20 protein-coding genes and 3 pseudogenes are annotated in these 25,515 nt (G+C 65.1%); 8 read left to right on the top strand and 15 right to left on the bottom strand.

What is annotated here, in order from left to right:
* Nucleotides 1-18: 18 nt before the first annotated feature.
* Together JQ580_RS07620 and JQ580_RS07625 are read right to left on the bottom strand one after the other, a co-directional pair.
* On the bottom strand, nucleotides 19-639 hold the full coding sequence (locus JQ580_RS07620; RefSeq protein WP_212279027.1) for a TetR/AcrR family transcriptional regulator: 621 nt from the start codon (nucleotides 637-639) through the stop codon (nucleotides 19-21).
* A gap of 64 nt (nucleotides 640-703) precedes the next feature.
* The gene (locus JQ580_RS07625) at nucleotides 704-1,237 is read right to left on the bottom strand and encodes a PaaI family thioesterase (protein WP_212279028.1); all 534 of its coding nucleotides are present in this window, start codon (nucleotides 1,235-1,237) and stop codon (nucleotides 704-706) included.
* 153 nt (nucleotides 1,238-1,390) lie between these two features.
* On the opposite strand from JQ580_RS07625, the gene JQ580_RS07630 reads away from it, so the two are divergent.
* The 4 genes from JQ580_RS07630 (at nucleotide 1,391) to JQ580_RS07645 (ending at nucleotide 7,226) form a co-directional block, all read left to right on the top strand.
* Nucleotides 1,391-2,161: an enoyl-CoA hydratase gene (locus JQ580_RS07630; protein ID WP_212279029.1), complete on the top strand. Its 771-nt coding sequence runs from the start codon at nucleotides 1,391-1,393 to the stop codon at nucleotides 2,159-2,161.
* Between the two features lie 133 nt (nucleotides 2,162-2,294).
* Nucleotides 2,295-3,491, top strand: a complete 1,197-nt coding sequence (locus tag JQ580_RS07635; RefSeq protein ID WP_212279030.1) for an acetyl-CoA C-acyltransferase — start codon at nucleotides 2,295-2,297, stop codon at nucleotides 3,489-3,491.
* 111 nt (nucleotides 3,492-3,602) lie between these two features.
* The gene (locus JQ580_RS07640) at nucleotides 3,603-4,898 is read left to right on the top strand and encodes an MFS transporter (RefSeq protein ID WP_212279031.1); all 1,296 of its coding nucleotides are present in this window, start codon (nucleotides 3,603-3,605) and stop codon (nucleotides 4,896-4,898) included.
* A gap of 852 nt (nucleotides 4,899-5,750) precedes the next feature.
* Nucleotides 5,751-7,226 (top strand): FAD-binding oxidoreductase, encoded by a 1,476-nt coding sequence (locus JQ580_RS07645; RefSeq protein WP_212279032.1) that lies wholly within the window; start codon nucleotides 5,751-5,753, stop codon nucleotides 7,224-7,226.
* A gap of 27 nt (nucleotides 7,227-7,253) precedes the next feature.
* Here the strand turns inward: JQ580_RS07645 and JQ580_RS07650 are convergent, their stop codons facing one another.
* The 4 genes and pseudogenes from JQ580_RS07650 to JQ580_RS07665 all read right to left on the bottom strand — a co-directional run bounded on the left by JQ580_RS07650 (nucleotide 7,254) and on the right by JQ580_RS07665 (nucleotide 12,193).
* On the bottom strand, nucleotides 7,254-7,790 hold the full coding sequence (locus tag JQ580_RS07650) for a hypothetical protein (protein ID WP_212279033.1): 537 nt from the start codon (nucleotides 7,788-7,790) through the stop codon (nucleotides 7,254-7,256).
* Nucleotides 7,791-7,945: 155 nt separating this feature from the next.
* A pseudogene (locus tag JQ580_RS07655) lies at nucleotides 7,946-9,648 on the bottom strand (GMC family oxidoreductase).
* 81 nt (nucleotides 9,649-9,729) lie between these two features.
* A complete protein-coding gene (locus JQ580_RS07660; RefSeq protein ID WP_212279034.1) occupies nucleotides 9,730-11,289 on the bottom strand; it encodes an acyl-CoA carboxylase subunit beta in 1,560 nt (519 codons plus the stop codon).
* A complete protein-coding gene (locus JQ580_RS07665) occupies nucleotides 11,219-12,193 on the bottom strand; it encodes an IclR family transcriptional regulator (protein ID WP_212279035.1) in 975 nt (324 codons plus the stop codon). The genes JQ580_RS07660 and JQ580_RS07665 overlap by 71 nt, the downstream gene beginning before the upstream one ends.
* Before the next feature lie 94 nt (nucleotides 12,194-12,287).
* Here JQ580_RS07665 and JQ580_RS33755 point away from each other — a divergent pair.
* The 4 genes and pseudogenes from JQ580_RS33755 to glsA form a co-directional block, all read left to right on the top strand.
* A pseudogene (locus JQ580_RS33755) lies at nucleotides 12,288-12,508 on the top strand (acetyl-CoA carboxylase biotin carboxyl carrier protein subunit); the annotation flags it as partial.
* A 170-nt stretch (nucleotides 12,509-12,678) separates the two neighbouring features.
* Nucleotides 12,679-13,845: a TAXI family TRAP transporter solute-binding subunit gene (locus tag JQ580_RS07670; RefSeq protein WP_212279036.1), complete on the top strand. Its 1,167-nt coding sequence runs from the start codon at nucleotides 12,679-12,681 to the stop codon at nucleotides 13,843-13,845.
* Nucleotides 13,846-13,881: 36 nt separating this feature from the next.
* Nucleotides 13,882-15,957, top strand: a complete 2,076-nt coding sequence (locus tag JQ580_RS07675; protein WP_212279258.1) for a TRAP transporter permease — start codon at nucleotides 13,882-13,884, stop codon at nucleotides 15,955-15,957.
* A 21-nt stretch (nucleotides 15,958-15,978) separates the two neighbouring features.
* The gene (gene glsA, locus JQ580_RS07680) at nucleotides 15,979-17,826 is read left to right on the top strand and encodes a glutaminase A (RefSeq protein ID WP_212279037.1); all 1,848 of its coding nucleotides are present in this window, start codon (nucleotides 15,979-15,981) and stop codon (nucleotides 17,824-17,826) included.
* Between the two features lie 151 nt (nucleotides 17,827-17,977).
* On the opposite strand, the pseudogene JQ580_RS07685 reads toward glsA, so the two are convergent.
* From JQ580_RS07685 to JQ580_RS07725, 9 genes and pseudogenes are all read right to left on the bottom strand, one after another.
* A pseudogene (locus tag JQ580_RS07685) lies at nucleotides 17,978-18,280 on the bottom strand (nucleoside triphosphate pyrophosphohydrolase family protein).
* A gap of 26 nt (nucleotides 18,281-18,306) precedes the next feature.
* Nucleotides 18,307-18,834, bottom strand: a complete 528-nt coding sequence (locus tag JQ580_RS07690) for a carboxymuconolactone decarboxylase family protein (protein WP_212279038.1) — start codon at nucleotides 18,832-18,834, stop codon at nucleotides 18,307-18,309.
* Between the two features lie 505 nt (nucleotides 18,835-19,339).
* Entirely contained in the window at nucleotides 19,340-19,699 is a 360-nt protein-coding gene (locus JQ580_RS07695; protein ID WP_212279039.1) for a Zn-ribbon domain-containing OB-fold protein, read from the bottom strand.
* Complete coding sequence (locus JQ580_RS07700; RefSeq protein WP_212279040.1) at nucleotides 19,696-20,832, bottom strand: thiolase family protein; 1,137 nt, start codon at nucleotides 20,830-20,832, stop codon at nucleotides 19,696-19,698. The genes JQ580_RS07695 and JQ580_RS07700 overlap by 4 nt, the downstream gene beginning before the upstream one ends.
* A gap of 146 nt (nucleotides 20,833-20,978) precedes the next feature.
* Nucleotides 20,979-22,178 carry a CaiB/BaiF CoA transferase family protein gene (locus JQ580_RS07705; protein ID WP_212279041.1) on the bottom strand — a complete coding sequence of 400 codons (1,200 nt, stop codon included), beginning with the start codon at nucleotides 22,176-22,178 and terminating at the stop codon, nucleotides 20,979-20,981.
* A gap of 129 nt (nucleotides 22,179-22,307) precedes the next feature.
* On the bottom strand, nucleotides 22,308-22,514 hold the full coding sequence (locus JQ580_RS07710) for a hypothetical protein (protein WP_035674530.1): 207 nt from the start codon (nucleotides 22,512-22,514) through the stop codon (nucleotides 22,308-22,310).
* Nucleotides 22,515-22,637: 123 nt separating this feature from the next.
* Nucleotides 22,638-23,807 carry an acetyl-CoA acetyltransferase gene (locus JQ580_RS07715; RefSeq protein ID WP_212279042.1) on the bottom strand — a complete coding sequence of 390 codons (1,170 nt, stop codon included), beginning with the start codon at nucleotides 23,805-23,807 and terminating at the stop codon, nucleotides 22,638-22,640.
* Between the two features lie 60 nt (nucleotides 23,808-23,867).
* Entirely contained in the window at nucleotides 23,868-24,518 is a 651-nt protein-coding gene (gene eda / locus JQ580_RS07720; RefSeq protein ID WP_212279043.1) for a bifunctional 4-hydroxy-2-oxoglutarate aldolase/2-dehydro-3-deoxy-phosphogluconate aldolase, read from the bottom strand.
* 12 nt (nucleotides 24,519-24,530) lie between these two features.
* A complete protein-coding gene (locus JQ580_RS07725; RefSeq protein WP_212279044.1) occupies nucleotides 24,531-25,499 on the bottom strand; it encodes a sugar kinase in 969 nt (322 codons plus the stop codon).
* Nucleotides 25,500-25,515 lie beyond the last annotated feature (16 nt).

Below are 25,515 nucleotides of genomic sequence, written 5' to 3' on the forward strand. Positions count from 1 at the left end.
TTACCCACCCTACGGGAGCTAGCCCTGCTTTGGCTTTTTTGCTGCGGCCTTAACCGGCTCGCGCTTCACGCCATCCAGCGCGCTGTCCCGGCCCACCTTCAACACCTCGTCGGAGAGCTCGCTCGACCCGGCGATGCGCGCCAGCAGCATGGTGCCGGCCATCGTCGCCAATGTCGCAACTGCCTGCTTGCGCGCGGCCTTGCGCGGCACGTTCGGGATGTTGTCGGCCAGCAGCTCGATCATCTCGTCGAGCTTGCCGGCAAATGCCTTTCGCGCCTTCGGGCTCTCGCGGGCGATCTCGGCACCAAGCGCAGGAATCGAGCAGCCGTGGCCGGGATTGTCGCGATGAAGTGTCGACAAGTAGGCGTCCGCGATCATCGCCAGCCGCTTGTCCGGCGAAACCTCTTCCGTGAGCTTGCGCCAGTGCTCCATCGAGCGGTCCATCGCATACCCGAACGCCTCGATGACCAGCGCCTCGCGGGAATCGAAATGCGCGTAGAAGCCACCATGGGTCAGGCCCGCCTCCTTCATGAGGTCGGCGACGCCAATGCCGTGGGCGCCCTTTTCGCGCAGCCGCACCGAGGCCTTCCTGACGATGCGGTCGTGGGTTTCCTGCTTGTGTTCCGGAGAGTAGCGCATGCAGTTCTCATTGAATGTCGAGGGTCATCTCATAGCACGCAAATGACGCCACGGGTGCATTAATTCATGTTAAGTTGCTTCCGATCATGGAAAACGTTGCAGTTGCATGCACCGCCAGGCTTCCCTTGCCGTCCCGGACGAAGCCTTCGGTGTAGCTGGTCTGCCGTCCGAGCTTGACCACCTTGCCTTCGGCCGAGATCAGGCCCGAGCGAACCGAGAGCGGACGCAGGAAGGTCATTTTCAGGTCGAGCGTCACAGAGCTTTGCCCCGCTTCCAGCCGGGTCGAGATCGCGCAACCCATCGCGGTGTCGATCAGTGCCGCCGCCGTCGCCCCATGCAGGAGGCCGATGGTATTTTCGAGATCCTCGCGCGGTTCCAGTTCCATGACGATCCGGCCCGGCTCGACAACGGCCATGGTGAAGCCGATCAGTTTGGCAAAAGGCGGCGGCGGCAGCCGGCCATCGCGAATGCCCTGCATCGCGGCCATGCCCGACAGGCCCATCGCCACCTTGGCGACGGGCGCCGGCACCTGCCAGTCCACCACGCGCTCACGCCGTTGCGCGGGTGAAAACAGATCGAATTGGTCCGGGTCAGTCATGGGATGCCTTTTGTATGATATGCATCATGCTATGCCACGGACTTCGCACTTGCAACTCGCCTCCCACCCGCTTGACAACAAGGACCTTTCGGCCCGCAAGTGGCACCGACCGCCGCGCCTCGCGCCGGTCCACGAAACCTTCGAGATGCCACGATGGAAATGCTCAACCCCCACTGCGGCGTGACGCGCGATGCGCGCGGCGTCGTTCAAGTCGCGATCTGCAACGCCGGCCCGCTCAATATTCTCGGCTCGCCGGTGACCGACGCCGTGCGCGAAGGCCTGCAGCAGCTTGCATCCGACCGCAGCATCCGCGTCGTGGTACTGCGCGGCCAGAGCGAGAAGAGCATGATCGGCGGTGCCGACATCAAGGAGATGGCCAGGCTCGACCAACGATCCGCCGAGGCCTTCATCACTCGCCTGCGCGATCTCTGCGAGGCGGTACGCCAATTCCCGGCACCCGTGATCGCGCGCATGCCCGGCTGGTGCCTCGGCGGCGGGCTCGAAGTGGCGGCGGCCTGCGACTTCCGGATCGCCGCGCATGATGCGCATTTCGGCATGCCCGAGGTGCGCGTCGGCATCCCCTCGGTGATCCACGCGGCGCTCTTGCCTCGCCTGATCGGCTGGGCCCGTGCGCGCTGGCTGGTGATGACCGCCGAGAACATCGACGCACCGACGGCACTGGCTTGGGGACTGGTCGACAAGGTCGCCCCGCCGGGCGAACTGGACGCCGCCGTCGAGCATCTGGTGAGCACGCTGCTCGACTGCGGCCCCGAAGCGCTGCGCTCGCAGAAGGCCCTGCTGCGGCAGTGGGAGGAACTGCCGCTGACGGAGTCGGTGAATCTGAGCGTGAAGGTGTTCGGCGAGTCGTTCCTGACGGACGAGCCAACCCGGCTGATGGGCGCGTTCGTGAACCGGAAGCGATAGAGCCGCTTCCTCCGATCGACGAGCAAATCTCATCCCACCCACGACAATTTCTCATCCCTGGCGCGGTTGCATTTTTTGCGGCGCATCATATGATGATCATAATCTTATACGTCATCGCCAAGGGAGCTCCATCATGGCCGAAGCCGCCGATCCCGTCGTCATCGTTTCCGCCGCCCGCACCCCGCTCGGCCGCTTCATGGGCGAGCTGTCGCCGCTCCCCGCGCACAAGCTTGGATCGCATGTGATCGGCGCAGCGCTGGAGCGCGCGAGGCTGGCGCCGGAGAAGGTCGACGAGGTCTTCATGGGCTGCGTGCTGCCGGCAGGACAAGGCCAAGCGCCGGCGCGGCAGGCGGCGCGCGCGGCCGGGCTGCCCGACGCCACCGGCGCGACCACCGTCAACAAGGTCTGCGGTTCCGGCATGAAAGCGACCATGCTGGCGCACGACATCATCCGTGCGGGCTCGGCCGACATCGTCGTCTCCGGTGGCATGGAGAGCATGAGCAACGCGCCTTATTTGCTTGCGAAGGCGCGCGGCGGCTATCGCGTCGGTCATGACCGCATCATCGACCACATGATGATGGACGGCCTCGAGGACGCCTACGAGACCGGCCGTTCCATGGGCGATTTCGGCGAGGCCACCGCGGAGGCCTATCAGTTCACCCGCAAGGACAAGGACGCCTTTGCGATGGAGACACTCGGCCGCGCCCGCAAGGCGGTCGAGGGCGGCGCGTTCAAGGCCGAGATCGCGCCGATCACGCTCGCGGAAAAGGCGGGTCCCCGCATCGTCGCCAATGACGAGCATCCGCTGAAGGTCGATCCGGCCAAGATCCCCGGCCTCAAGCCGGCATTCCGCGCCAACGGCACCATCACGCCGGCCGCCTCCTCCGCCAATGCCGACGGCGCGGCAGCGCTCGTTCTGACGAAGCGTTCGCTTGCCGATCGGGACGGCTTGCCCGTTCTCGCTGAGATCAGGGGCCACGCCACCCACAGCCAGGAGCCGCAATGGTTCACCACGGCGCCGATCCCGGCGATCCGCAAGCTGCTCGACAAGGTCGGCTGGGCCGCCTCCGACGTCGATCTGTTCGAAATCAACGAGGCCTTTGCCGTGGTGGCGATGGCGGCGCAGCGCGACCTCGGCATTCCCCGCGACAAGCTGAACATCAATGGCGGCGCCTGCGCGCTCGGCCATCCCATCGGCGCCACCGGCGCGCGACTGATCGTGACGCTGCTGCATGCGCTCGAGGCGAACAACCTCAAGCGTGGTATCGCCGCGCTCTGCATCGGCGGCGGCGAAGCCACGGCGATCGCGGTGGAGCGGCCCGGGCGCTGACCGCTTTGTCCGAAATAGAGGGAAGTCTGTCATTTCAGACTTCCCTTGTTCGTGCCAGACTGCAACGATGACGCGGGTCCCTCGGGCCTCGCCAACCCACACTGAGGCACTATGATCTCGAACTGGCTCGCGGCAGCATTGTCCCGCCGCAATATCCATTATGGCTGGGTGATGGTCGGCGTCACCTTCCTCACCGCGCTCATCAGCGCGGGCACGGTTGGCGCGCCCGGCGTGTTCATCATTCCCTTGCAGAAGGAGTTCGGCTGGAGCACGGCGGAGATCTCCTCTGCGCTGTCGATCCGGTTCATCCTGTTCGGGCTGATGGCGCCCTTCGCCGCCGCCCTGCTCAACCGCTACGGCCTGCGCAACGTCACGCTGTTGGCCCAGCTTATCGTCGTCTCGGCGCTGCTCGTCTCGCTCGGCATGACCCAGGTCTGGCAGCTCGTCGCGCTCTGGGGCGTCGTGATCGGCATCGGCACCGGCATGACCGCGCTGGTGCTGGGCGCCACGATTGCCACGCGTTGGTTTGCGGCACGGCGCGGTCTCGTCGTCGGCATTTTGACCGCGAGCGTCGCCACCGGCCAGCTCGTATTCCTTCCGCTGCTCGCAAGCCTGACCGAGCGCTACGGCTGGCGGCTGGCACTCGGCTTCGTCTGCATCGCGCTTGGCGTTTCGGCACTGGGTGTCCTGCTGGTCATGCGCGACCGTCCGAGCGATGTCGGCCTGCGCCCGTTCGGCGACGAGGGCACCGAGCCCCTGCCCGCTCCGCCCGTGAGCCACGGCTCGATCACAGGCGTGGCGCTCGGCACGCTGCGCGATGCGTCGAAGTCGCGCGCGTTCTGGATCCTGTTCGCGACCTTCTTCGTCTGCGGCGCTTCCACCAACGGTCTCGTCCAGGTCCATCTGATTCCGATGTGCCTCGATTTCGGTATCCCGCAGGTGCAGGCGGCGAGCCTGCTCGCGGCGATGGGCATCTTCGACTTCTTCGGCACCATCATGTCGGGCTGGCTGTCAGACCGCTACGACAACCGCCATCTGCTGTTCTGGTACTACGGCCTGCGCGGGCTCTCGCTGATCTTCCTGCCGTTCAGCGATTTCTCGTTCTACGGCCTGTCGATCTTCGCGATGTTCTACGGTCTCGACTGGATCGCGACGGTGCCGCCGACGGTGCGCCTCACCGCGCAGAAATTCGGGCCCGAGCGCGCCAATCTGGTGTTCGGCTGGATCTTTGCCGGCCATCAGCTCGGCGCCGGAACCGCGGCGTTCGGTGCGGGCCTGTCGCGCACGCTTCTCCAGAGCTACCTGCCCGCATTCTTCATCGCCGGTGCGCTCTGCGTGTTCGCCGCGCTGATCGTGCTGGCACTCTCGCGGCAACCGAAGCTGCAGCCAGCGGCGGCCTCGACCTAGCAGGCTTTGCGAGAGTCTCGCCTCCGCCGGGATGCGGACGCACGTCCGCCTTCTCGCGACTCAGTTCGCCCGAGCTTTGCTCTCTTTTGCGCCCTCTCGTTCGAGAAAAGGGCGCAGGGAAGGCCGGGCGCCGGCTGGCACCCGCAGTCCCGTGTGCGAAAAGAGACGCGCACGGGGTGGACCACAGGTGTTGCCGGTCGCCCGGCCTTCCCTGCACGGATGGTTTTACGGCTTATGTCGCGCTCTCCTCGGGGAGCGATGCACTATTGCCCCCGTCGCCTTGCGGATGACTGATGAGCGAACCCGGTTGGGCCGCGACATCACCGCAACACTTGACGCACAGACCCCGGGCGTCAGGACCACACGATTTTGCCGCCGCGCACATCCCCGCCCCTGTCTCCGATGGCTGGCGTGCGCTCGCCACCGGGACTGAACGAGGACGCTGTCAGCGCCGTGTCGTATCGCGCGTGCGGCTGCTCACGGGGATTCCCGCCCTGCAGTCTGCCCAGCGCGCCGACGCCGTCGCGGCCACCGCCTCCCGACCCGCGTCTCGTGACGATCGCGAAACGCCCCTTTCGGCGGGCGGGATGCGCAAACCTACGGTATATCCGAATTCTTGTAAAGCGAATTCTTGAGCTGACGGCAGGCGTCCGGCCGGCCGAAAATGCCAAAACAACCCCATGCACTGTAGCCGGATCATTCGTGATCAATGATTTAGCGGGGTCGCGGCTCGCTCGCCCATCGGCCCCAGTTCGGGACATCTTGCCGTTAGACTCCCCGCGCCAATCGTGAACAATAGCGGGGCACGTTACGTGCGCAGTGCACAGCAAGATGCGCCAAGGGGAAACGAAAATGCCGACTGCCTTCCCGTCGTCCGAACCCATCATTCCGACCACTCCCTTGACCAGCGAGATGCGCGATGCGTTGCGCGCGATCGTAGGCGAGAAGGGCCTCATCGAGGACGAGCACGGCAAGCAGCCGTTCGTGACGGATTGGCGGGGATTGCTGGCTGGCAGTGCCGGCGCCGTCGTCCGGCCCGGCAGCACAGAGGAAGTCGCGAAAGTGGTCCGGCTTTGCCATCAGCACGGCGTCGCCATCGTGCCGCAGGGTGGCAACACCGGCCTGATGGGTGGGGCCACGCCCTGGCCTGCACACACCGGCATCGTGTTGTCGCTCGGCCGCATGAACCGCGTGCTGGACGTCGATCCCGTCGGCTATGCCATGACGGTCGAGGCCGGCTGCGTGCTGCAGACCCTTCAGGAGACGGCGAGCCGGCACGACAGGTTCCTGCCGCTCAGCCTCGGCGCCCAGGGCTCGTGCATGATCGGCGGCAACCTGTCGACCAATGCCGGCGGCGTGCAGGTGCTGCGCTACGGCAATGCCCGCAATCTCGTGCTGGGGCTGGAGGTGGTGCTGCCAAGCGGCGATGTCTGGGACGGATTGCGCGCGCTGAAGAAGGACAACACCGGCTATGACCTCAAGCACCTCTTCATGGGCGCCGAGGGTACGCTCGGCATCATCACCAAGGCCGTCCTCAAGCTGTGGCCGGCGCCGAAGGACATCTCGACATCATGGCTGGCGATCCGCGATCCGCGCGCGGCGCTGGAGATCCTGTCGGAGGCGCATGCGGCATCCGGAGACAATGTCGGCTCGTGCGAGTTGATGAGCCGCGCCGCCATCGACATGGTGCTGCGCCATATTCCCGGCACCCAGGATCCTCTCAAGGCGAACACGCCATGGTACCTGCTGCTGGAATGGTCGTCCTCGCGGGCGCGCCAGGACGGCGCGGAGGGCATGTCCGAGAAGATGGAGCAGTTTCTCGGCCATCAACTCGAGGCCGGCCGCGTACTCGATGCGGTGATCGCCCAAACGGTCGGTCAATCGCGTAACATGTGGCGCATCCGCGAAACTGTCGCCGAGGCCTCCCGGGCCGAAGGTCCGGGACTGAGCTTCGATGTGTCGGTGGCCATCTCGCGGATTCCGGAGTTCATCGACAAGGGCACCAAGGACGTGCGCGATATTCTCCCGACCATCCGGCCCTACCCGCTCGGGCACATCGGCGATGGCAATCTGCATTTTTCGTTCATGGGGCCATCGGGCATGGATCAGCAGACGCTGACCCAATACAAGGGCGCCATCACGCGGGCCGTGAACGATCTCGTTACCTCGATGGGCGGCTCGATCTCGGCGGAACACGGCATCGGCATCGACAAGCTCGACGAGCTCAGCCATTACCGCTCGAAGACCGAGCTCGACATCATGCGGACCATCAAGCGCGCGCTCGATCCCGAGAACATCATGAATCCCGGCAAGGTGCTCCGGCTGTGATGAACGCCGGGCACCTGCGCCACGGTCTCAGCCGCGCGGATTGACGACCGTGTAGCCCCGCAGCGAACGCGCGTGGATACGCGTGGCGTGACCGCCGGAATTGGCGTCATACGCCATCCAGGTGTCGCCTGCGAGATGCTGCTCCAGAACGAAGACATGGCCGCGGCGCGCCGCGACCATGCCCGGCGCCGGCGCCGTGCGCGGAAAGCGCAGCCAGTTGGACGCCAGATTCAATTCCGGCACGACGCGGCCGAACACGCGCAGCGAGGCACCGCAGCCGCAGAAGGATGAGGGACAACCGGCCGGCCGGCCGCCGACGACGCGATCGCCCGACGTGCCGATAATCGTGGTGGCGCTGCCTGCATCGCCCACCGTCATTCGCGTGGAGCGATAGGCCTGTAGCTGTTGGCGGGGAGCCGGCGCGCGACGCGTTTGCGAATACGAGAAATCGCAGGGCATGGTGACGTTGCATTCGGGCGCTTGAAGATTGCGATAGTGCCGCGCTTCGGAAGCGGCGGAGGCGGCGATAAAGAGGAAACACGCGGAAACAACTTGCTTGATCATTGCAGGACTCTGAGCTGGAGGGTCCTGCCCCACTTCGGAGAAACCAATATTGGTTTGACCGAAATGGGCCGAAAGCGCGGCAGAAAGAGGCTTCTGCTTCCGCCCTTAACTTAGGTTATGTCCAGGTCGCGCCAAAGCCGCGAACGCGCGAGGACTCAACCGGACTGCATCATCGCATCCGCAATCTTCTCCGCCGACATCAGCACGGGGAAGTTGGTGTTGGCGCACGGCACCACCGGAAAGATCGAGGCGTCGACGACGCGCAGGCCCTGGATGCCCTTGACGCGTCCCTGATTGTCGACCACGGCCATCGGATCATCGACACGGCCCATGCGGCATGAGCAGGAGGCGTGCCAGACCCCGATGGTCGCCTTGCGCACGAAAGCTTCCAATGCGTCGTCGTCGTTGATCACCTGATCGAAGGTGAACCCCTCGACCACGAAATTGTCGATCATGTAGTGGCGCAGCGCCGCCGGTCCGTCCATCAGGGTCGCGGCGATCTTGGTCAGGAGCCTGTTCTTGTTATTGACCACGCCGATCTTGCGGACCTTGTCGGTTAGGCGGCTGGAAACGGCTTGTCCGTCACCTTCTTCACGATGTCGCTCATCTGAATGGCCGCCATCTTCCGGAAGCCGCTCATCAGGCGATCGAGATCGCGCCGGTCGGACAACAGATTGAACTCGACGATCGGCTCGGCCGAAGGATCGCGCGAGGCGAGCTTGACCTGACCGGTCTCGGAATAGGTCTTGTTGACGAAGGTCAAGAGCGAGCCGATCTGTTCGCCGACCGCATGCCATGCCGATTTGGAGAGCAGCACGACGAACATGTCGCCCTTCGGTACGCCTTCGAGACCGGAGGAATAGCGCAGGCCGAGCTGCATGTGGCGCCTGGTGTGCTCGTTCATGCGCGCGCCGCGGCGTACGAAGGACGATAGCGAGATCGAGGGATGATCCATCAGGCGTTGGCCGACGCCGGGCAGCCCCATCAGCACCGGAATGCCCATATCCTTGAGGTGGCCGACGGGACCGATGCCGGCGCGCAGCAGATGCGCGGGAGAATGGATCGCGCCGCTGGAGAGGATGATCTCGCGGCCTCGGAATTCCTGCTCGCGTCCGTTCACCACGGCCTTCACGCCGACGCATTGGGTGCCTTCGAACAGCAGCTCGCGGACTTGCGTGTTGGTGGAGATGGTGAGATTGGCGCGCTGGCGGGTGTCGCGGTCGAGATAGCCCATCGCGGCCGAGACGCGCTGCTCGGCCTGGTTGGAATGCGTCACCGGGAAGAAGCCGTCGACGAACTCGCCGTTCTGATCGGGCAGGAATCGATGGCCGGCCTGCTGGAAGGCATCGGCGAAGGCCTGCGAATGCTTCGTCCAGTGCTCGCGCGGGATGCGGCGTACCGGGATCCTGCCGTCCTTGCCGTGGTAGGGACCGTCGAAATCGAGGTCGCGTTCGACCTTCTTGAAGAACGGCAGCACATCGTTCCAGCGCCAGCCCTCGGCGCCGCGCGCGTCCCATTCGTCGTAATCGGTCGGAGCGCCACGGTTGGCCATCTGGCCGTTGATCGACGAGCCGCCGCCGAGCACGCGCGCCTGCTCGTATTTGCGCAACGGAGGACGGGCTTCGTTCGGATTGTTGTGGCTGACCACCTGGGTCGTGACCTTGAGCTCCGTCCAGTGGAAGCGCGGATCGAAATAGGCCGTGCCCGGATAGCTGTCCCTGATCTCGGCCGGCTCGTTGCCGGGCGGCGTGTCCTGACCGGCTTCGCACAGCAGGACCTTGTTGGCACTCTTCGCCGAAAGACGGTGGGCCAGCACGGACCCCGCCGAGCCGCCGCCCACGATAATGAAGTCATACACGATTGGCGCTTCCTGTTGTTCTTTCCGGGCTGTCGCGCGTTTATTGAGTTACTCGATTGCTTCGCAACAACAGCCGCACTGCTACGGCCTGATCGAGAAATTCTCCGCCGGTCCCGGCTTGCGCAAGGGCTCTGCCAGCCGCGCGAATTCGCACAACAGCGACCGAGTCTTGCGGGGATCGATGATTTCCTCGACCCAGAATTTCTCGGCCGAGCGGAACGGCGAGCGCAGCTTATTGAGACGCTCCTGGATTTCCTCCAGCTTGGCCGCCTTGTCCTCGGCCGCGTCGATGTCGGCACGGTAGGCCGCCTCGATGCCGCCTTCGAGCGGCAGCGAGCCCCAATAGGCCGAGGGCCAGGCGTAGCGGATCGAGAAGCGGTCGGCCGGCTGGTGCACAACACCGGCAACACCGAACGCGTTGCGCAGGATCACGGTGCACCAGGGTACGGTGGTCTGGTTCACCGCGGCCATGGCGCGGACGCCGTGACGGATGGTCGCCGCCTTTTCGGCGTCGAGACCGATCATGAAGCCCGGGCAATCCATGAGATAGACGACCGGCAGATGGAAGGTCTCGGCGAAGTCGACCCAGCGCACCACCTTCTGGCACGCATCCGCCGTCCACGAGCCGCCATAGTGAAAGCTGTCACTGGCGAGCACCAACACCGCCCTGCCCTCGAGCCGGGCGAGGCCGACGATGATGGGCTTGCCGAAATTCTTAGCCACCTCGAAGAACGAGCCCCTGTCGACGACCGACTCGATGATCGGCCGCATCTTGTAGACCTGCTTGCGATTGCGCGGCACCGCGTTCATCAGCGCCTCGTCACTGCGCTCCGGATTGTCGGTGCAGCGCAAGGTCGGCGGCAGCTCGTAGACCGAGGACGGCAGGTAAGACAGGAAGCGCCGCGCGCAGGCGAAGGCTTCCTCCTCGGTGTCGACGGCATGATCGACCGCGCCGGCGCGGGTCTGGATATCGGCACCGCCGAGCTCCTCCTTGGAGAGGTCCTGCCCCAGCGCCTTCACCACCGGCGGCCCAGCGACGAACATCGCCGATTTGCGCGTCATGATCGAATAGTGACTGGCGGCAAGCCGCGCGGCGCCCAAGCCTGCAACCGAGCCGAGACCGAGAGCGACCACCGGCACGCGCGACAGGTTCTCTGTCGTGAAGCGATACCAGCGCGTGCCGCCGATGCCGCCCGGCAGGTTCGCCGCGCCCTTGGTCTCGATGGTCTTGACCGAACCGCCGCCGCCGGAGCCTTCGACGATGCGGACGATGGGCAGACGGAAATCATGCGCCATCTCCTCCGCCATCAAAGGCTTTGCGGAGATCGACGCATCCGCCGAACCACCACGGACCGTGAAATCGTCGCCGACCACGACCACGGTGCGGCCATCGACCCGCGCGCGGCCGAACACGCAGTTCGCCGGCGTCAGTTTCTGCAGCTCGCCGCTGGAATCGTACTCACCGATGCCGGAGACGGCACCGATCTCGTGGAAGCTGCCGCGATCGATCAGCTTGTCGATACGCTCCCGAACAGTCAGCCGGCCCTGGTCATGCTGTCGCTTGACCTTGTCAACGCCGCCCATCTCCCGCGCGAAGGCTTCGCGCCGGGCGAGCTCGTCGAGTTCCGGCTTCCAGTTCATTCACTCCCTCCGAATTGATCGGCTTGTTATTGTTGTGCACGGCCATTGCGACCGGTTTACGCGAGATGCGGTTGTTGAAGGCGTCACCCTCCGTGCCCTCCATCAGGCTGGCGAGCGAACGGCCGAGTTCGAGCATCAGCGGTGCGACTTCGGCATGCAGCCTCTGCTCGTCATACATCGTGGACAGAAGGCCGATCGTGATGACGACATAGGTCTGGTACTGCGGCGACCAGATCGGCACCGCGAGCCCGTTGATGTGCGGGCTCCACAGGCCGCAGGCCACGACATAGCCGCGCTCGCGCAACATCTGCCGGTTGGCTTCGATGCGGGGCTTGAGGATCTTCGCGGCCTCGGGCGCTTCGCGCTCGATGTCCGCGATGAAGGCGTCGCCGATCTCCGGCGCCAGTGCCGCGGTGTAGGCTGCGCCCGCCGCGGTCGAAGCCATCGAGATGCGGCTGCCGGTGCCCTCGTGCAGGCCCAGCGCCGAGGCCGAGCGGGCGAACTGGAGATAGACCAGATGGAAACGATCGGGCACGACGAAGCCGACGGTGCCCGGCAGTTGCTCAGCGACTTCCTGCAGCCGTTGCCGGATCATGCTGCGCAGCTGCGCGCCCTTCATCATCGAAGCGCTCATCGCCACCGCGCTCGGGCCGATGCGATACTTCTGATCCCGCGGCAGATAGACCAGCTGGCCCATCCGCGTCAGCGTGTGCGTGAGCCGCGACACCGTCGAGCGCGGCAGGCCGCAGCGGTTTGAAATTTCGAGATTGCCGAGCCTGGCCTCGTGGCCCTCGAAGCATCGCAACACGTCGAACGCGCGCGACACCACCTGGATGACATCACCCTCGCCGGCATCGCCAGCGAGCACGCCTTGCCTACTCAACCGCTCGGATCGTCTTCCCATGTTCCCTACCACTTGTTCCGCTGTGCGGAATTAAATTCCACTTGGAGACGACGCTACCTCACTCATTTTGCAACGACAACAAAAAGGCGATGGCATGCCAGAAATTAAGATGCGTCACGGGCATCGCGCGGCGCGTCTGCGCAACTCCCGTTCAAGTTGGAGGAACCGTTGCGGATGGCGATGAAATTGTAATCGGCGAAGCCGTGGAGATGGAGATGCCGGCATCCTCGCCGGCCAGCGGCATGATCACGTCGCCTCCGATGAAGCTCGATGACGTCGTCGGGGAGACACAACGCGGCCGCGATCGTCGCGAGTCGGCTGCGTTCTCCATTGTTTCCGCGGCAATCTGTCAGTCTCATTCCCACATGCGCGGTACAGCGTTGCCATCGCCTGATACGGATGACATGATCCGTCTCAAACAAAACTCTGTTTCAAACAAAGAACGAAAATCTTCGCGGCGAACGCGAAGTTCATTGGAGGGAAACATGCTTCGTGGGCTGCTATTGCTCGCGCCTGCCCTGGTGGCCGGCATTTCTTTTGCGTCTACACGCTATTCGTTCGCCGAAGACATCAAGCTGCCGGCGACGCTGACGTTCACCGCCTATGACACCGGAACGGCCGGCTTCAACATCGCGGTCGGCGTCGGCAAGATGATGAAGGACAAATACGGCACCGACGTGCGCGTGCTGCCCGCGGGAAACGACGTCGCCCGCCTCGCGCCGCTACGCGCCAAGCGCGCCGCATCCTCGGCGATGGGATCCGGCACCTATTTCGCACAGGAAGGCGTGTTCGAATTCGGCGCGAAGGAGTGGGGCCCGCAGCCGCTCCAGATCCTGCTTTCGACCGTCGACTGCAATTGCGGCTCGCTCGGCGTCGCCGCCGACACCGGCGTGAAGGAGCTGAAGGACCTCAAGGGCAAGCGCGTCGGCTTCGTGGTCGGCTCGCCCGCGCTGAACCAGAACTCGCTCGCCGTGCTCGCCTTCGCGGGGCTCACCCAGAAGGACGTCAAGGTCGTCGAGTTCGCAAGCTACGGCGCGATGTGGAAAGGGCTGATCAACAACGACGTCGATGCCGCTTTCGGCACCACCATCACCGGTCCCGCCAAGGAAGCCGAGACCTCGCCGCGCGGCCTGATCTGGCCGCCGTTGCCTGCCAAGGACAAGGAAGGCTGGGCGCGGATGCAGAAGGTCGGCTCGTTCTTCTTCCCGCAAACCGCGACCTGCGGTGCCGGCATCTCGCCGGAGAAGCCGGTCGAACTCGGCAACTATCCCTACCCGATCTTCGTCGCCTACGCCTCGCAGCCGGCCGACCAGGTCTATGCGATCACCAAGGCGATGATCACGAATTACGATGCCTACAAGGATTCAGCGCCCGGCGCCGGCGGGCTCGCGGCCGACCGTCAGACCAAGAACTGGGTGGTGCCGGTGCATCCCGGCTCGGTGAAGGCGCTGAAGGAAGCCGGGCAATGGAGCGATGCGCAGGAGACGCACAACAACAGACTGATCAAGCGGCAAGAGGTGCTGGCGGCCGCGTGGACCGATTACGGCAAGTCCAATCCCCCCTCGGACGACAAGGCATTCCTCGACGGCTGGATGAAGGCCCGCGCGGCGGCGCTTGCGAAAGCCGACATGCCGAACGGGTTCGAGGATTAATCTCTAGCGTTCAACTGCCCACGCACGGGGTCGATGATGTCTTCTGTTTCCACCTCCATCGCCCCGCAAGACGAGCCCAAGCGGGTCGTGTTCGACGATCCGCACGGCGCCGCCGCCAACATGCAGGAGGCGGAGGTGACGCGCGTGCGCACCTTGCGCGGCGTCTGGCGCTGGGCGCTGGTGGCGGCGACCGCGGCGACGATCCTGCTCTGCATCAACCAGCAATTCTCGCTGCGCTTCTTCATCGGCTACACCCAGCTCAACACGGAGTATTTCTATCTCCTGATCGCGTTGATGCTGCCGTTCACCTTCCTGATCTTTCCGGGCACGAATCGTGCGCCGCTCGACCGGATCCCCTGGTACGATCTCGTCCTGTTCGTGGCGACTTTCGCCGCGGCGCTGCTCCTGATGTCGAGCGTGCGCAAGGCTGCGGAAGCCGGCTGGGAATTCGGCGGAGCGCCGACCAACGTGATCGCGGCGGGCCTCGTGATGTGGGCGATACTGATGGAAGCGCTGCGCCGCACCGGCGGCTGGAGCCTGCTGTTGAGCGTGCTCCCTTTCACGCTCTACCCGCTGTTCGCCGAATCCGGCTGGCTCGGGCCGTTCCGCGGCACGCAATCGACTCTGGAGCAGGCAACTGCCTATCACGTGCTATCCGGCGAAAGCCTGCTCGGCATCCCTATTCAGGCCTTCGCCGACACCGTGATCGGCTTCCTGGTGTTCGGCACCGCGCTGATGATGACCGGCGCCGGCAAGTTCTTCATCAACCTCGCCTTCGCGCTGTGCGGCACGTTCCGCGGCGGCGCGGCGAAGGTCTGCATCTTTGCCAGTGGCCTGCTCGGCATGATGTCGGGCTCGATCATCTCCAACGTGCTGACCGCCGGCACCATGACCATCCCCGTGATGAAGAAGAGCGGCTTCCGCGCCTCCTATGCCGCCGCGATCGAGGCCTGCGCCTCGACCGGCGCGGTGCTGGCGCCGCCGGTGATGGGCGCCACCGCCTTCGTGATCGCGCAATTCCTCAACATCAGCTACGCCGAGGTCGCGGTCGCCGCGATCATTCCGGCCGTGCTCTATTATATCGGGCTGTTCATGCAGGTCGATTCCTACGCCGCGCGCCATGGGCTGAAGGGCATTCCACGCGCCGAGCTGCCGCGGATCATGGATACGATCAAGGACGGCTGGTACTACGTCTTCGTCATCGCCCTGCTGATCGTGATGCTGCTCTACTTCAAGCGCGAGAGCCATGCGCCGTTCTACGCGACCGCGCTGCTGCTGGTGCTCAACCAGCTCTTCTCCAAGGACACGCGCTGGACCTTTGCGACCATCGGCAAATTCCTCGAGGTCAACGGCCGCACCTTCGTCGAGCTGGTCGGCATTCTCGCCGGATGCGGCCTCCTGATCGGCGCGTTCTCGATGACCGGCGTGGTGTCGAGCCTTGCCAACGACCTCCTGCACATTGCCGGCGACAACCCGTTCCTGCTGCTCGGCATGTGCGCGCTCACCAGCCTCATCCTCGGCCTCGGGCTGACGACGACCGCCTGCTATATCTTCCTCGCCATCCTGGTCGCGCCCGCGCTGGAAAAGCTCGGACTGAACAAGATGGCCGTGCACATGTTCATCTTCTATTGGGGCATGCTGTCGTCGATCACGCCGCCGGTCGCGATCGCCTCCTTCGCCGCGGCCGGCATTGCCGGCTCGCCGGCGATGAAGACGGGCTGGGAATCGATGTGGGTCGGCAGCATCATCTATTTCATCCCGTTCTTCTTCGTGCTCAATCCGGCGCTGGTGCTGCAAGGGCCGAGCCCGTATCTGGCCGGCCTCGGCCTGATGGGACTCGCTGCGTTCGGCACGCTGTTCATCTGCGGCGGCATCCAGGGCTACCAGCCCTTCGTCGGGGATCTGCGCGGCGCAGGCAGCCTCGAATGGCCGATCCGCGTGCTGCTGGTGATCGGCGGCTTCGTGGTGGCAACGCCGGGCGGCGGGATCATGCCGCTGTCGCAGATGCAGGTGACGCTGCTCGGCCTTGGCATCCTCCTGCCCACGATTCTGCTCGCCCTGCTGCTGGTCCGACGCCAGAGCATGGTCCCGAACGGGTTGCGCGTACCCTGATTGCGTTGCACAAGAGAGGCGATGACCCGCCTCTCGCCTCTCGCCGCTGCCTGGACCCGCTCGAAGCCGCCCTTGCTGCGGTTTCTGGACAATTGCCTGAACGAATTCTCTGCCGAAACTTCAGGCAGCGTCGCCGATTACATTCCCGAACTGAGCAAGGCTGATCCTGCCTGTTTTGGCATCAGCCTCGCGACACTGGACGGCCATGTCTACGAAGTCGGCGACACCAGGGTGCCCTTCACCATCCAGTCCATGTCAAAGCCGTTCGTGTTCGCGCTGGCGCTGGACCTGCTCGGCGCGAGCCGGGTCGAGAGCGCGATCGGCGTCGAGCCGTCGGGAGATCCCTTCAACTCGATCCGGCTCAATGCCGACAACCATCCGTTCAATCCGATGGTCAATGCCGGCGCGATCGCCTGCACCGGGTTGATCTACGACCGCAAGGGGCCCGAGGCCTTCGAACAGATCCGCCTCGCGCTGAGCCGCTTCGCAGGCCGCGATCTCGCCGTGGACGAAGCCGTCTACGGCTCGGAGAGCCAGACCGGCGACCGCAACCGCGCCATCGGCTACCTCCTGAAGACCAATGCGGTGATCTCGGACAATGTCGCCGGCGTCCTCGACGTCTATTTCCGGCAATGCGCGGTGTTGGTCACCGCGCGCGACATCGCGGTGATGGCGGCAACGCTCGCCAATCGCGGCGTCAATCCGGTCACGGGCGAGCAGGTGCTGAGCGCCTACGCGATCTCCCGCACGCTGTCGGTGATGACCTCGTCGGGCATGTACGACTATGCCGGCGAATGGATCTACCGGATTGGCATCCCTGCCAAGAGCGGCGTCGGCGGCGGCATCCTCGCCGCTCTCCCCGCCCGCCTCGGGCTCGGCAGCTATTCGCCGAAGCTCGACAAGCACGGCAACAGCGTGCGCGGCATCAAGGTCTGCGAGGCGCTGTCGGCGCATTACGACCTGCACATGCTCAACCGCAGCGACGACGCCCGCAACGCCGTCATCGCCGACTACGACATCGGCAAGAGTCCGTCACGCCGCGTACGCCGGCCGCAGGAGCGCGAGATTCTCGCCGCCCACGAGCAGGAGGTGCGGATCATCGAACTGGTCGGCACGCTGTCGCTGTCGGCGGTCGACTACGTCTCCCGGCGGCTCGCCGCCCGGCCCCGTCCCCAATTCGTGATCTTCGATCTGCATCGCGTCACCTCCACCACCCGCGCCGGGGCGCGGCTCGTCGCCGAGGCGTTCGAAGAGCTCGCCGCACTCAACGTCACGGTGGTGCTGTCGGGCGTCAGGCGCGCATCCAAGGAATGGGATACGTTGCGGGAATGGACGGCCGAGCTGAAGAACGTCCGCGACTTCTATCTGCTCGACACCGCGATCGAATGGGCTGAAGACCAGATCGTCTACCGCTATGGCGGCTCGATCGATTTCCACGAGACCACCGAACTCGCCGAGCAGCCGCTGCTCGAAGGGCTCAGCGAGGAAGAGCTGACAGACCTCGCCTCGATCGGCATTGTCCGCACATATCCGTCGGGGGCGAAGATCCTCACCACGGGTGATCCCGCCAATTCGCTGTTCTTTCTGCGCAGCGGCGCGGTGCACGTCACCTTGCCCGACGGCGTCCGACTGGCAACCCTCACCGCCGGTATGGCCTTCGGCGAGATGGCGCTGCTGGAGCCGACGCGCTCGGCCGACGTGTTCGCCGACATGGCCGCGACGGCGTACGAAGTGCCGCTGAAGGATTTCGAGCGCTTCCGTAAGCAGCATCCGCGCGCCAGCGAACGCATCATGCGCAACCTGGCGAAACTCCTGGCCGACCGCCTGATCGTCGCCAACGCCAAGGTGGATATCCTGACGTCGACGTGATGTCTGTCGACCTTGCGCCGCAAGAAGTCGTCTTGCCCGGGCTCGTCTCGGGCATCCACGTTCTTATTACCGCTTGGCAAGACGTGGATGCCCGAGACGAGTCCGGGCATGACGCTGTGGAAGCTGTCTTGTCTCCAATTGGCGCCGTTCTTTAGCGGCTCGCCGCCTCGCTCAGCCGCCGCCTGATCTTCGCCGCGCTTCTTTCGAGCAGATCGGATGGCTGCTGGCCGGTCGCGGCACACAGGCAGGCCTAGTAGTAGATGACATCGCCGAGTTCATCGACGAGCCCCGCCTTGTCGAGCCAGTCGTCGCGCAGCAGCTTCTTGATGTGCTCGGCGACCTCGCCGGCCTCACCGGCCAGGCCCAGCCCGAGATAGGACAGCCGCTCGTTGGAAGGATGCTGATCGACTTTCGCAATGCTTGCGGCCCAGGCCGCATATTCATCGATCGTCATCGGCATCCCTCATCGCGGTCCTTCGATCAGCCCACCACTTCGGTGACGGGTTGAAGATCGATCTCGAACGTTTCCAGGAATTTCGAGGTCATGATGTAGAAGCCGACCGAGAGCTGCAGCTCGACCAGCGCGGCCGGCGTCAGTTTCGCTGCGATCGCCTTGAAGGTCGCATCTGTCGGCTTCTTCAGCTTCACGATCTCGTCGGTGAAGGCGAGCGCGGCGCGCTGGACCTCGTCGAAGCAGGTTGCGGCCTGCCAGTTTTCGAGCGCCTCGTTCTGCGCATCGGTGACGCCGACATTCTTGCCGATCCGCTTGTGCGCGACGATCTCGTACGGGGCCTCGCACAAGATGCCGGTGCGGGTGATCGCGAGTTCGCGCACGACCGGATCGAGCTCGCCCTTGTGGCGGATGGCGCCGCCCAGGCGGCAGTACTGCTCGAAGTAGCTCGGCGAGTGCGCCATCATGCGGAAGATGTTGGCATTGCGATTCTTGTCGAGAATTTCGCGGGTACGGTCGGATGCCTTGGACGGGTCGCTGTAATCGATGCGGGCCATGATTTTCCTGAAGTTTTCCCTGAGTTTTTGATGCTTTTTGTCGCCAGCGGCGAAAGTTTCGCGAAACTGTATTCTTGCGCGTCCTTCGGAGCAACAACATCGAGTCAAAATGCCGCCGCATTGCTGATCGACCTTGAGACAGTCGATATTCGCTGCGTGGGGACACATCGCGGTGAGTACTCGCAAATGGGGTGTTCCGAGTAAAACAATTGGCCGTCGGGGTGCGCGAGCCGCACGACGATGAGTCACGCCCAAGTCTAGGGAGAAAAGGCATGAAGGAAGCCACCAAGGGGGCGGCCTCGGGAGCGCTCGCGCATATGCTGGCGGTGACAGCGATGCTCGTCATCGCCAGCATCTTGTTCTACGGGCGTTAGTTCGCGTTTCAGAGTTTTCGTCATTCCGGGGTGGCTCTCCCGGGACCGCGCAAAACGCGGCCCTGGCAAGCCAGGCCCAGAATACCCGTTCCAGGCTCGGTCGTCTGACCGCCCCCGAATGACGAATCCCTCTACGTTTCCTTCGTGAAGAACGGCACAAGCTTTCCGGCAAACGGCTTGAAGCTCGCGGTGACCGTATCGCCGATGGCAAGATCGTTCTCACCGTGAGCCATCATGCGAAAGCCCTCGGCGCAATCGACCAGCAAGATGTTGTAGGGCACGTGAGCGCGGGTCTCAGGCGTCGCGGCGCGGCAGACCAGCGAGGTCGCGTACACCGTGCCCTTGCCGCTGGCGCGCTGCTCGCCCGGATCCGATTCGCCACACGCCGCGCAGAAGGCGCGGTGGAAGTACTGCACATGGCCGCAGGCGCCGCAGGTCTGAAATGTGACGGCCGCTTCGCCCTTGGTCCAGTCCGCCAGACGCTCGCTCATCGCACCCGCTCCAGGAACATGCTGACATGGGACGACAGCACGCCGCCGTCGCCGTGCAGGAGCGCGATCGAGGCGTCGCGCACCTGGCGGGAAGCCGCCCGCCCCGTCATCTGCAAATGCGCCTCGACCAGATGCGCCATCGCGCCGCCGACGCCGCAATGGCCGTAGCTGAGCAGGCCGCCATGGGTGTTCAGCGGCATCGCGCCGTCGCGGCTGAAATGGCCTGATCGGACGCGGGCCGCAGCCTCGCCGCGGCCGGCAAGGCAGAGGTCTTCCAGCAGCATCGCGAGCGTGATGGTAAAACTGTCGTAGATCGCGGCGTAGCGCACGTCGGAGATCGCAAGGCCGGAAGCCTCCTTGGCGCGCGCGATCGAGATTTCCGCACCGAGTTCGCTGAGTGCCGGCGCCGCCGTGACATGCTGATGCGTGTGGGCCTGGGCGCAGCCGCGGATGCGCACGCCCGCCTCGCCGGTCCGTTCGCGACTAATGATGAAAGCCGCGCCGCCGTCGGACACCGGACAGCAATCGAGCAGCTTCAGCGGCATCGCCACCGGCTTCGAGGCCATGACGTCGGCGACATTGATGGGCTCGTGGAATTGCGCGCCGGGATGGGTGCAGGCGTGGGCGCGCATCAGCACCGCAAACTCGGCGAGATCCTGTTCGGTCACGCCGTATTCGTGCATGTAGCGCGTCGCGACGAGGCCGTAATAGGCGGGGATGGTCGGGCCGAGCGGCACCTCGTAATCGGGATGGCCGACCTGCGCCAGCGCCTGGATCGAGGCGTCGCGGCTCTGCCCGGTGAGGCGATTCTCGCCGGCGACCACGAGCACGTTGCGTGCGACGCCTGATGTGACGAGGTGATGTGCCAGCATCGTCATCGCCAGCCCCGTGGCGCCACCGACCTGCACGGCATGCGCATAAGACGGGCGAATGCCGAAGTGCTCGGCGAACACGGTTGCCAGCATGATGTGGGGCGAGACCGTGGAATAGCCGCACAGGATGCCGTCGATGTCGGAGCGCTTCAGGCCTGCGTCGTCGAGCGCAAGTTGCGCGGCCTTGCTCATCAGGTCGAGCGACGATGAACCCTCGTGCTTGCCGAACGGCGTGAGGCCGACGCCGGTGATGAAGCTCATGTTCTCTCCTCCTCGTCGTTCCGTGGCGGCCCGAATGGCCGAGCCCGGAATCCATCGAGCGGCATGTGCGGAGGATGAATGGAGGCCGGGCTAGCGCCCAAGCGGGCGCGCCCCGGAATGACGGATGAGAGAGCGAAGGTCATCCCCTACTCCGGCGCTGATCGAGTGACGCCGTCGCGGACCATGGCGGCGATCTCGTCTGTGGAGTATCCGATCTCGCGCAAAATCTCCGCGCCGTGCTCATTGAGACGCGGGGCCAGCCGCACCGGCCCGGCCTCCGTCTCCGACCACGTCGCCGTCACCTTCATGCTGCGGATCGGGCCTTCGGTCGGATGGTTGACGACCGGGAAGAAGTTCGTCGCCTCCAGATGCTCGTCGTGGAGCACACCCTGCAAATCATGCATCGGCATCACGGGCACATCGGCCTTGGTCAGCAGGTCGATCCACTCGGCCGTGCTGCGCGTCTCGAAGATGCGCGCGAGCTCGGCATAGACGACATCGATGTTCGCGGCGCGGCCGGCGAAGGTCGCGAATTTGGGATCGGCGCGCAGATCATCGCGCGCCGTCGCCTTGAAGAAATTCTCCCACTGCTTGTCGTTGTAGACGATGACGCTGAGATAGCCGTCCGAGGTCTTGTAGGGCCTGCGGTCGCGCGAGAGGTGGCGGGCATAGCCGCCCTTGTCGAGCGGCGGCTCATAGGTCAGCCCGCCCATGTGGTCGCCCATGACGAAGCCGGCCATGGTCTCGAACATCGGAATGTCGACCCGCTGGCCGCGGCCGGTGCGGTCGCGATGGACGAGGCTGGCACAGATCGCGCCGACGGCGGTGAGGCCGACGATGCGGTCGACAAGCGCATTGGGTACATAGCGCGGCACGCCGTCGCCGGTCTGCGCCATCAAGGCCGGCAGCGCGGTGGCGCCCTGGATCAGGTCATCATAGGCGGGCTTGGCGGCGTAAGGTCCGTCCTGACCGAAGCCGAACACGCCGGCATAGACCAGGCGCGGATTGATTTTCGAGACGACGTCGTAACCGAGCTGAAGCCGCGCCATCGCCTGCGGACGGACGTTGTAGACCAATACGTCGGCATCCTTCAGCAGCCGCAACACGGCGTCGCGACCGGCGGGCTTCTTGAGGTCGAGGCAGATCGAGCGCTTGCTGCGGTTGGTGTTGAGGAACACCGGGCCCATGCCGGCATGGCGCGTCGGGCCGATCAGCCGGGTGACGTCCCCATCGAGCGATTCCACCTTGATGACGTCGGCACCATAGTCTCCGAGCATCTGGGTCGCATAAGGCCCCATCAGCACGGTGGTCATGTCGACGACCTTGATGCCCTTCAGCGGCCCCATTCGTTCACTCCCGATCGCGCAGGGGGCTCAAGCGCGGCCCCGCGATTTCGGTCCAGCTAAGGGCAGCGGTGCCGCGCGCGCAAGGGCGGCCTGCGTATGGCCGCATGCGTCGCGCGGTGATATCGGCCGCTATTTCTTCTGGCGGGATTCGCGGATCTTGAGGAGCCGGTCGAGCTCTTCGTTCTGCTGGCTGATCCGGTCGGCGATGCGCGACTCGTTTTGTTCGCCCGAAGCGGCAGCGGCCTGCTCGATGAGCTGCCTTATGTTGTCCTCGAGGATCGCGATACGATCATTGAGTGCGTCCATCGACAGCGAGTCTTCGTAGTCAGTGCTCATGATGCTTTTCCGCCAATCAGTCAGGAGCGTTAGGATGGGCCCAGCGAAGCCGGCTCACCATGATCTAACGCAAGGAAGATGGTGGGCAAGGCGCCTTCGCCTCTTTGCCCACCCTATGGGCGCCTACTTCAGTGGCTCCAGCACGGAGACGTAGTTGGCGACCGCGGCGCCGCCCATGTTGAAGATGCCGCCGAGCTTGGCGTTCTTGAGCTGCATGCCCTCGGGCGCCTGGCCGGCGAGCTGCATCGCGGTCATCACATGCATGGAAACGCCGGTGGCGCCGATCGGATGGCCCTTGGCCTTGAGGCCACCGGACGGATTGACCGGCAGCTTGCCGTCCTTGAGCGTCCAGCCTTCCTTGATGGCGCGGGCGCCCTGCCCCCTCGGCGTCAGGCCCATCGCTTCGTATTCGATCAGCTCGGCGACCGTGAAGCAGTCATGGGTCTCGACGAAGGAGAGATCGTTGAGCGTGACACCGGCTTGCTCCAGCGCGCGCTGCCAGGCGACCGTGCAGCCTTCGAACTGGAGGATGTCGCGCTTGGACATCGGCAGGAAGTCCTGGGCATGCGCGGTGGCGCGGAAGCCGATCGACTTGGTCATCGTCTTGGCGGTCTCGGCATCGGCCAGGACCAGCGCCGCGGCGCCGTCGGAGACCAGCGAGCAGTCGGTCCGCTTCAGGGGACCGGCAACGTAAGGGTTCTTCTCGCTCTCGGCCCGGCAGAAGTCGAAGCCGAAATCCTTGCGCATCTGGGCGAAGGGATTGGCAACGCCGTTCTTGTGGTTCTTGGCCGCGATCAGCGCCAGCGCATCGGACTGGTCGCCGTATTTCTGGAAATAGGAGCTGGCGATCTTGCCGAACACGCCGGCGAAGCCGCCGACGGTGTCGCCGTCCTCGGGCAGGTAGGACGCCTTGAGCAGGTTCTTGCCGATCTCGGGGCCCGGAGTGCGGGTCATCTGCTCGACGCCGACCACCAGGACGATCTTGGCGGCCCCCGCGGCGATCGCGCGCAGGCCCTGATGCACGGCGGCCGAGCCGGTGGCGCAGGCGTTCTCGACCCGGGTCGCCGGCTTGAAGCGCAGCTTGGGGTCGGCCTGGAGCACGAGCGAGGCGGTAAAATCCTGCGCCGAGAAGCCGGCGTTGAAATGGCCAAGCACGATCTCGTCGACATCGCCGGCCGAAATGCCGGCATCGGCCATCGCTTCATTGGCCACGCGGGTGACGAGGCTTTCGACTGTTTCGGTGTCGAACTTGCCGAACGGCGTATGCGCCCATCCGACGATGCTGGCGGTCATGGTCATCTCTCCCTGGGGGTCTCTTCCTGAGCTAAGTCTTAGCCCAGAGAGAGCAAGACTTCACGCGGGTTTCAGGGCCTTGAGGGTGCGCTGGCAGATGGCAGTTATGCCGGCCCAGTTCCCGGCCTTGATCTCGGCGGACGGGCACAGCCAAGACCCGCCGACGCAGAGCACGTTGGGCTCGGCGAGCCAGTTGGCCGCATTGGCCTCGCCGATGCCGCCGGTCGGGCAGAACCGCACGTTCGGGAACGGTCCGCCAAGCGAGCGGAGGCCCTTGATGCCCCCGGCCTGCTCGGCCGGGAAGAACTTTGCGACGTCGAAGCCGTGCGACAGCGCCATCATCAGCTCGGACGCGGTGGCGATACCCGGCGCGAACGGCAGGGAGCTGTGGGCTGCGGCCTTGAGGAGATCCGGGGTCAGGCCCGGGCTGATGGCGAAGGCGACGCCGAGCTTCTCGACACGGGTGAAGTCGGCGGGATTGAGGATCGTGCCGATGCCGACGACCGCCTCGGGCACTTCGGCCATCATCGCCCGCGCCGCTTCGATCGCAACGGCGGTGCGCATGGTCACCTCCAGCGTGCGGACGCCGCCGGCCACCAGCGCGCGCGCCAGCGGCACGGCATCCTGGATGCGCTCGATGGTGAGCACGGGGATCACGGTCGCCGCCTTGAACAGCGCGGCAAGGTGGTTCTGTTGGGCGCTGGTGGTCATGGGTCTCGATCTTTATTTGGTCGCCTGGCGGGAGGTCGCCGGCCGGTGCCGCTTCTTCGGCGGCATGGCATAGCCCGGAATGATGGCGCCGGCATAGCAGATCACGACGCTGGCGAGGCGATGCCCTGATAGTGCGGCCTCGACCGGATCGGAACCGGCGAGCCGGGCCGCGATATAGGCCGCGGCGAAGCTGTCGCCGGCCGCCGTGGTGTCGACGACAGGGTTGGTCATCGGTTCGGCGCGGACTTCGTGGGTCGCCCCGGGGAAGCGCAGCAGACTCGCCGGCTCCGCGAGCCGGAACACCAGCTCGGACGTCGGAATGCGCGCCATCAGCTGATCGTTGCTCTCACCGGGATAAAGCGCGAGCAGGTCCTCGGTCGAGGTCAGCACGATGTCGGCGGCCGCGAAGGCCGCCTCGAACACCGCGCGGGCGACGTCGCGGTCCGGCCAGCCACGCGCGCGAAAATTGGTGTCGAACACGAAGCGGGTGCCGAGCAGGCGCGCGCGCTTGATCGCCGCGAACAGGCGCTCGCGCCCGGCCTGATCATAGATCGAGAGCGTGATCGCGGAGAGATAGATGATGTCGTAGCTCATCAAAGAGTTGAGCAGTTCGCCGGTCTCCGGCAGGCTCATCAGCTGCCGCGCCGCCGCGCTGTCGCGCCAGTGGAAGAACTGGCGCTCGCCGTTCGCATCCGTCTGGATCATGTAGAGGCCGGGCAGCTTGCCCGCCAGCCGGACGACGCGGCGCGTGCCGACGTTCTCCGCGGCCCAGGCCGCGATCATCTCGTCGCTCAGGGCGTCGTCGCCGAGCGCGGTGAGATAATCGACCTTGACCTCGAGCCGCGCCAGATAGACGGCGGTGTTGAGGGTGTCACCGCCGAAGCCGCGCGAGTACAGCCCACCGCCCTGCCCGGCAGACGCGCCACTTTGCGCCTGCCTGAGCTCGACCATGCATTCGCCGATGCAAGCAACGCTCGCCATCTCGGGTACCCGCTCT

Source organism: Bradyrhizobium sp. SZCCT0148 (assembly GCF_018129985.1).
Classification (GTDB): Bacteria; Pseudomonadota; Alphaproteobacteria; order Rhizobiales; family Xanthobacteraceae; genus Bradyrhizobium; species Bradyrhizobium japonicum_H.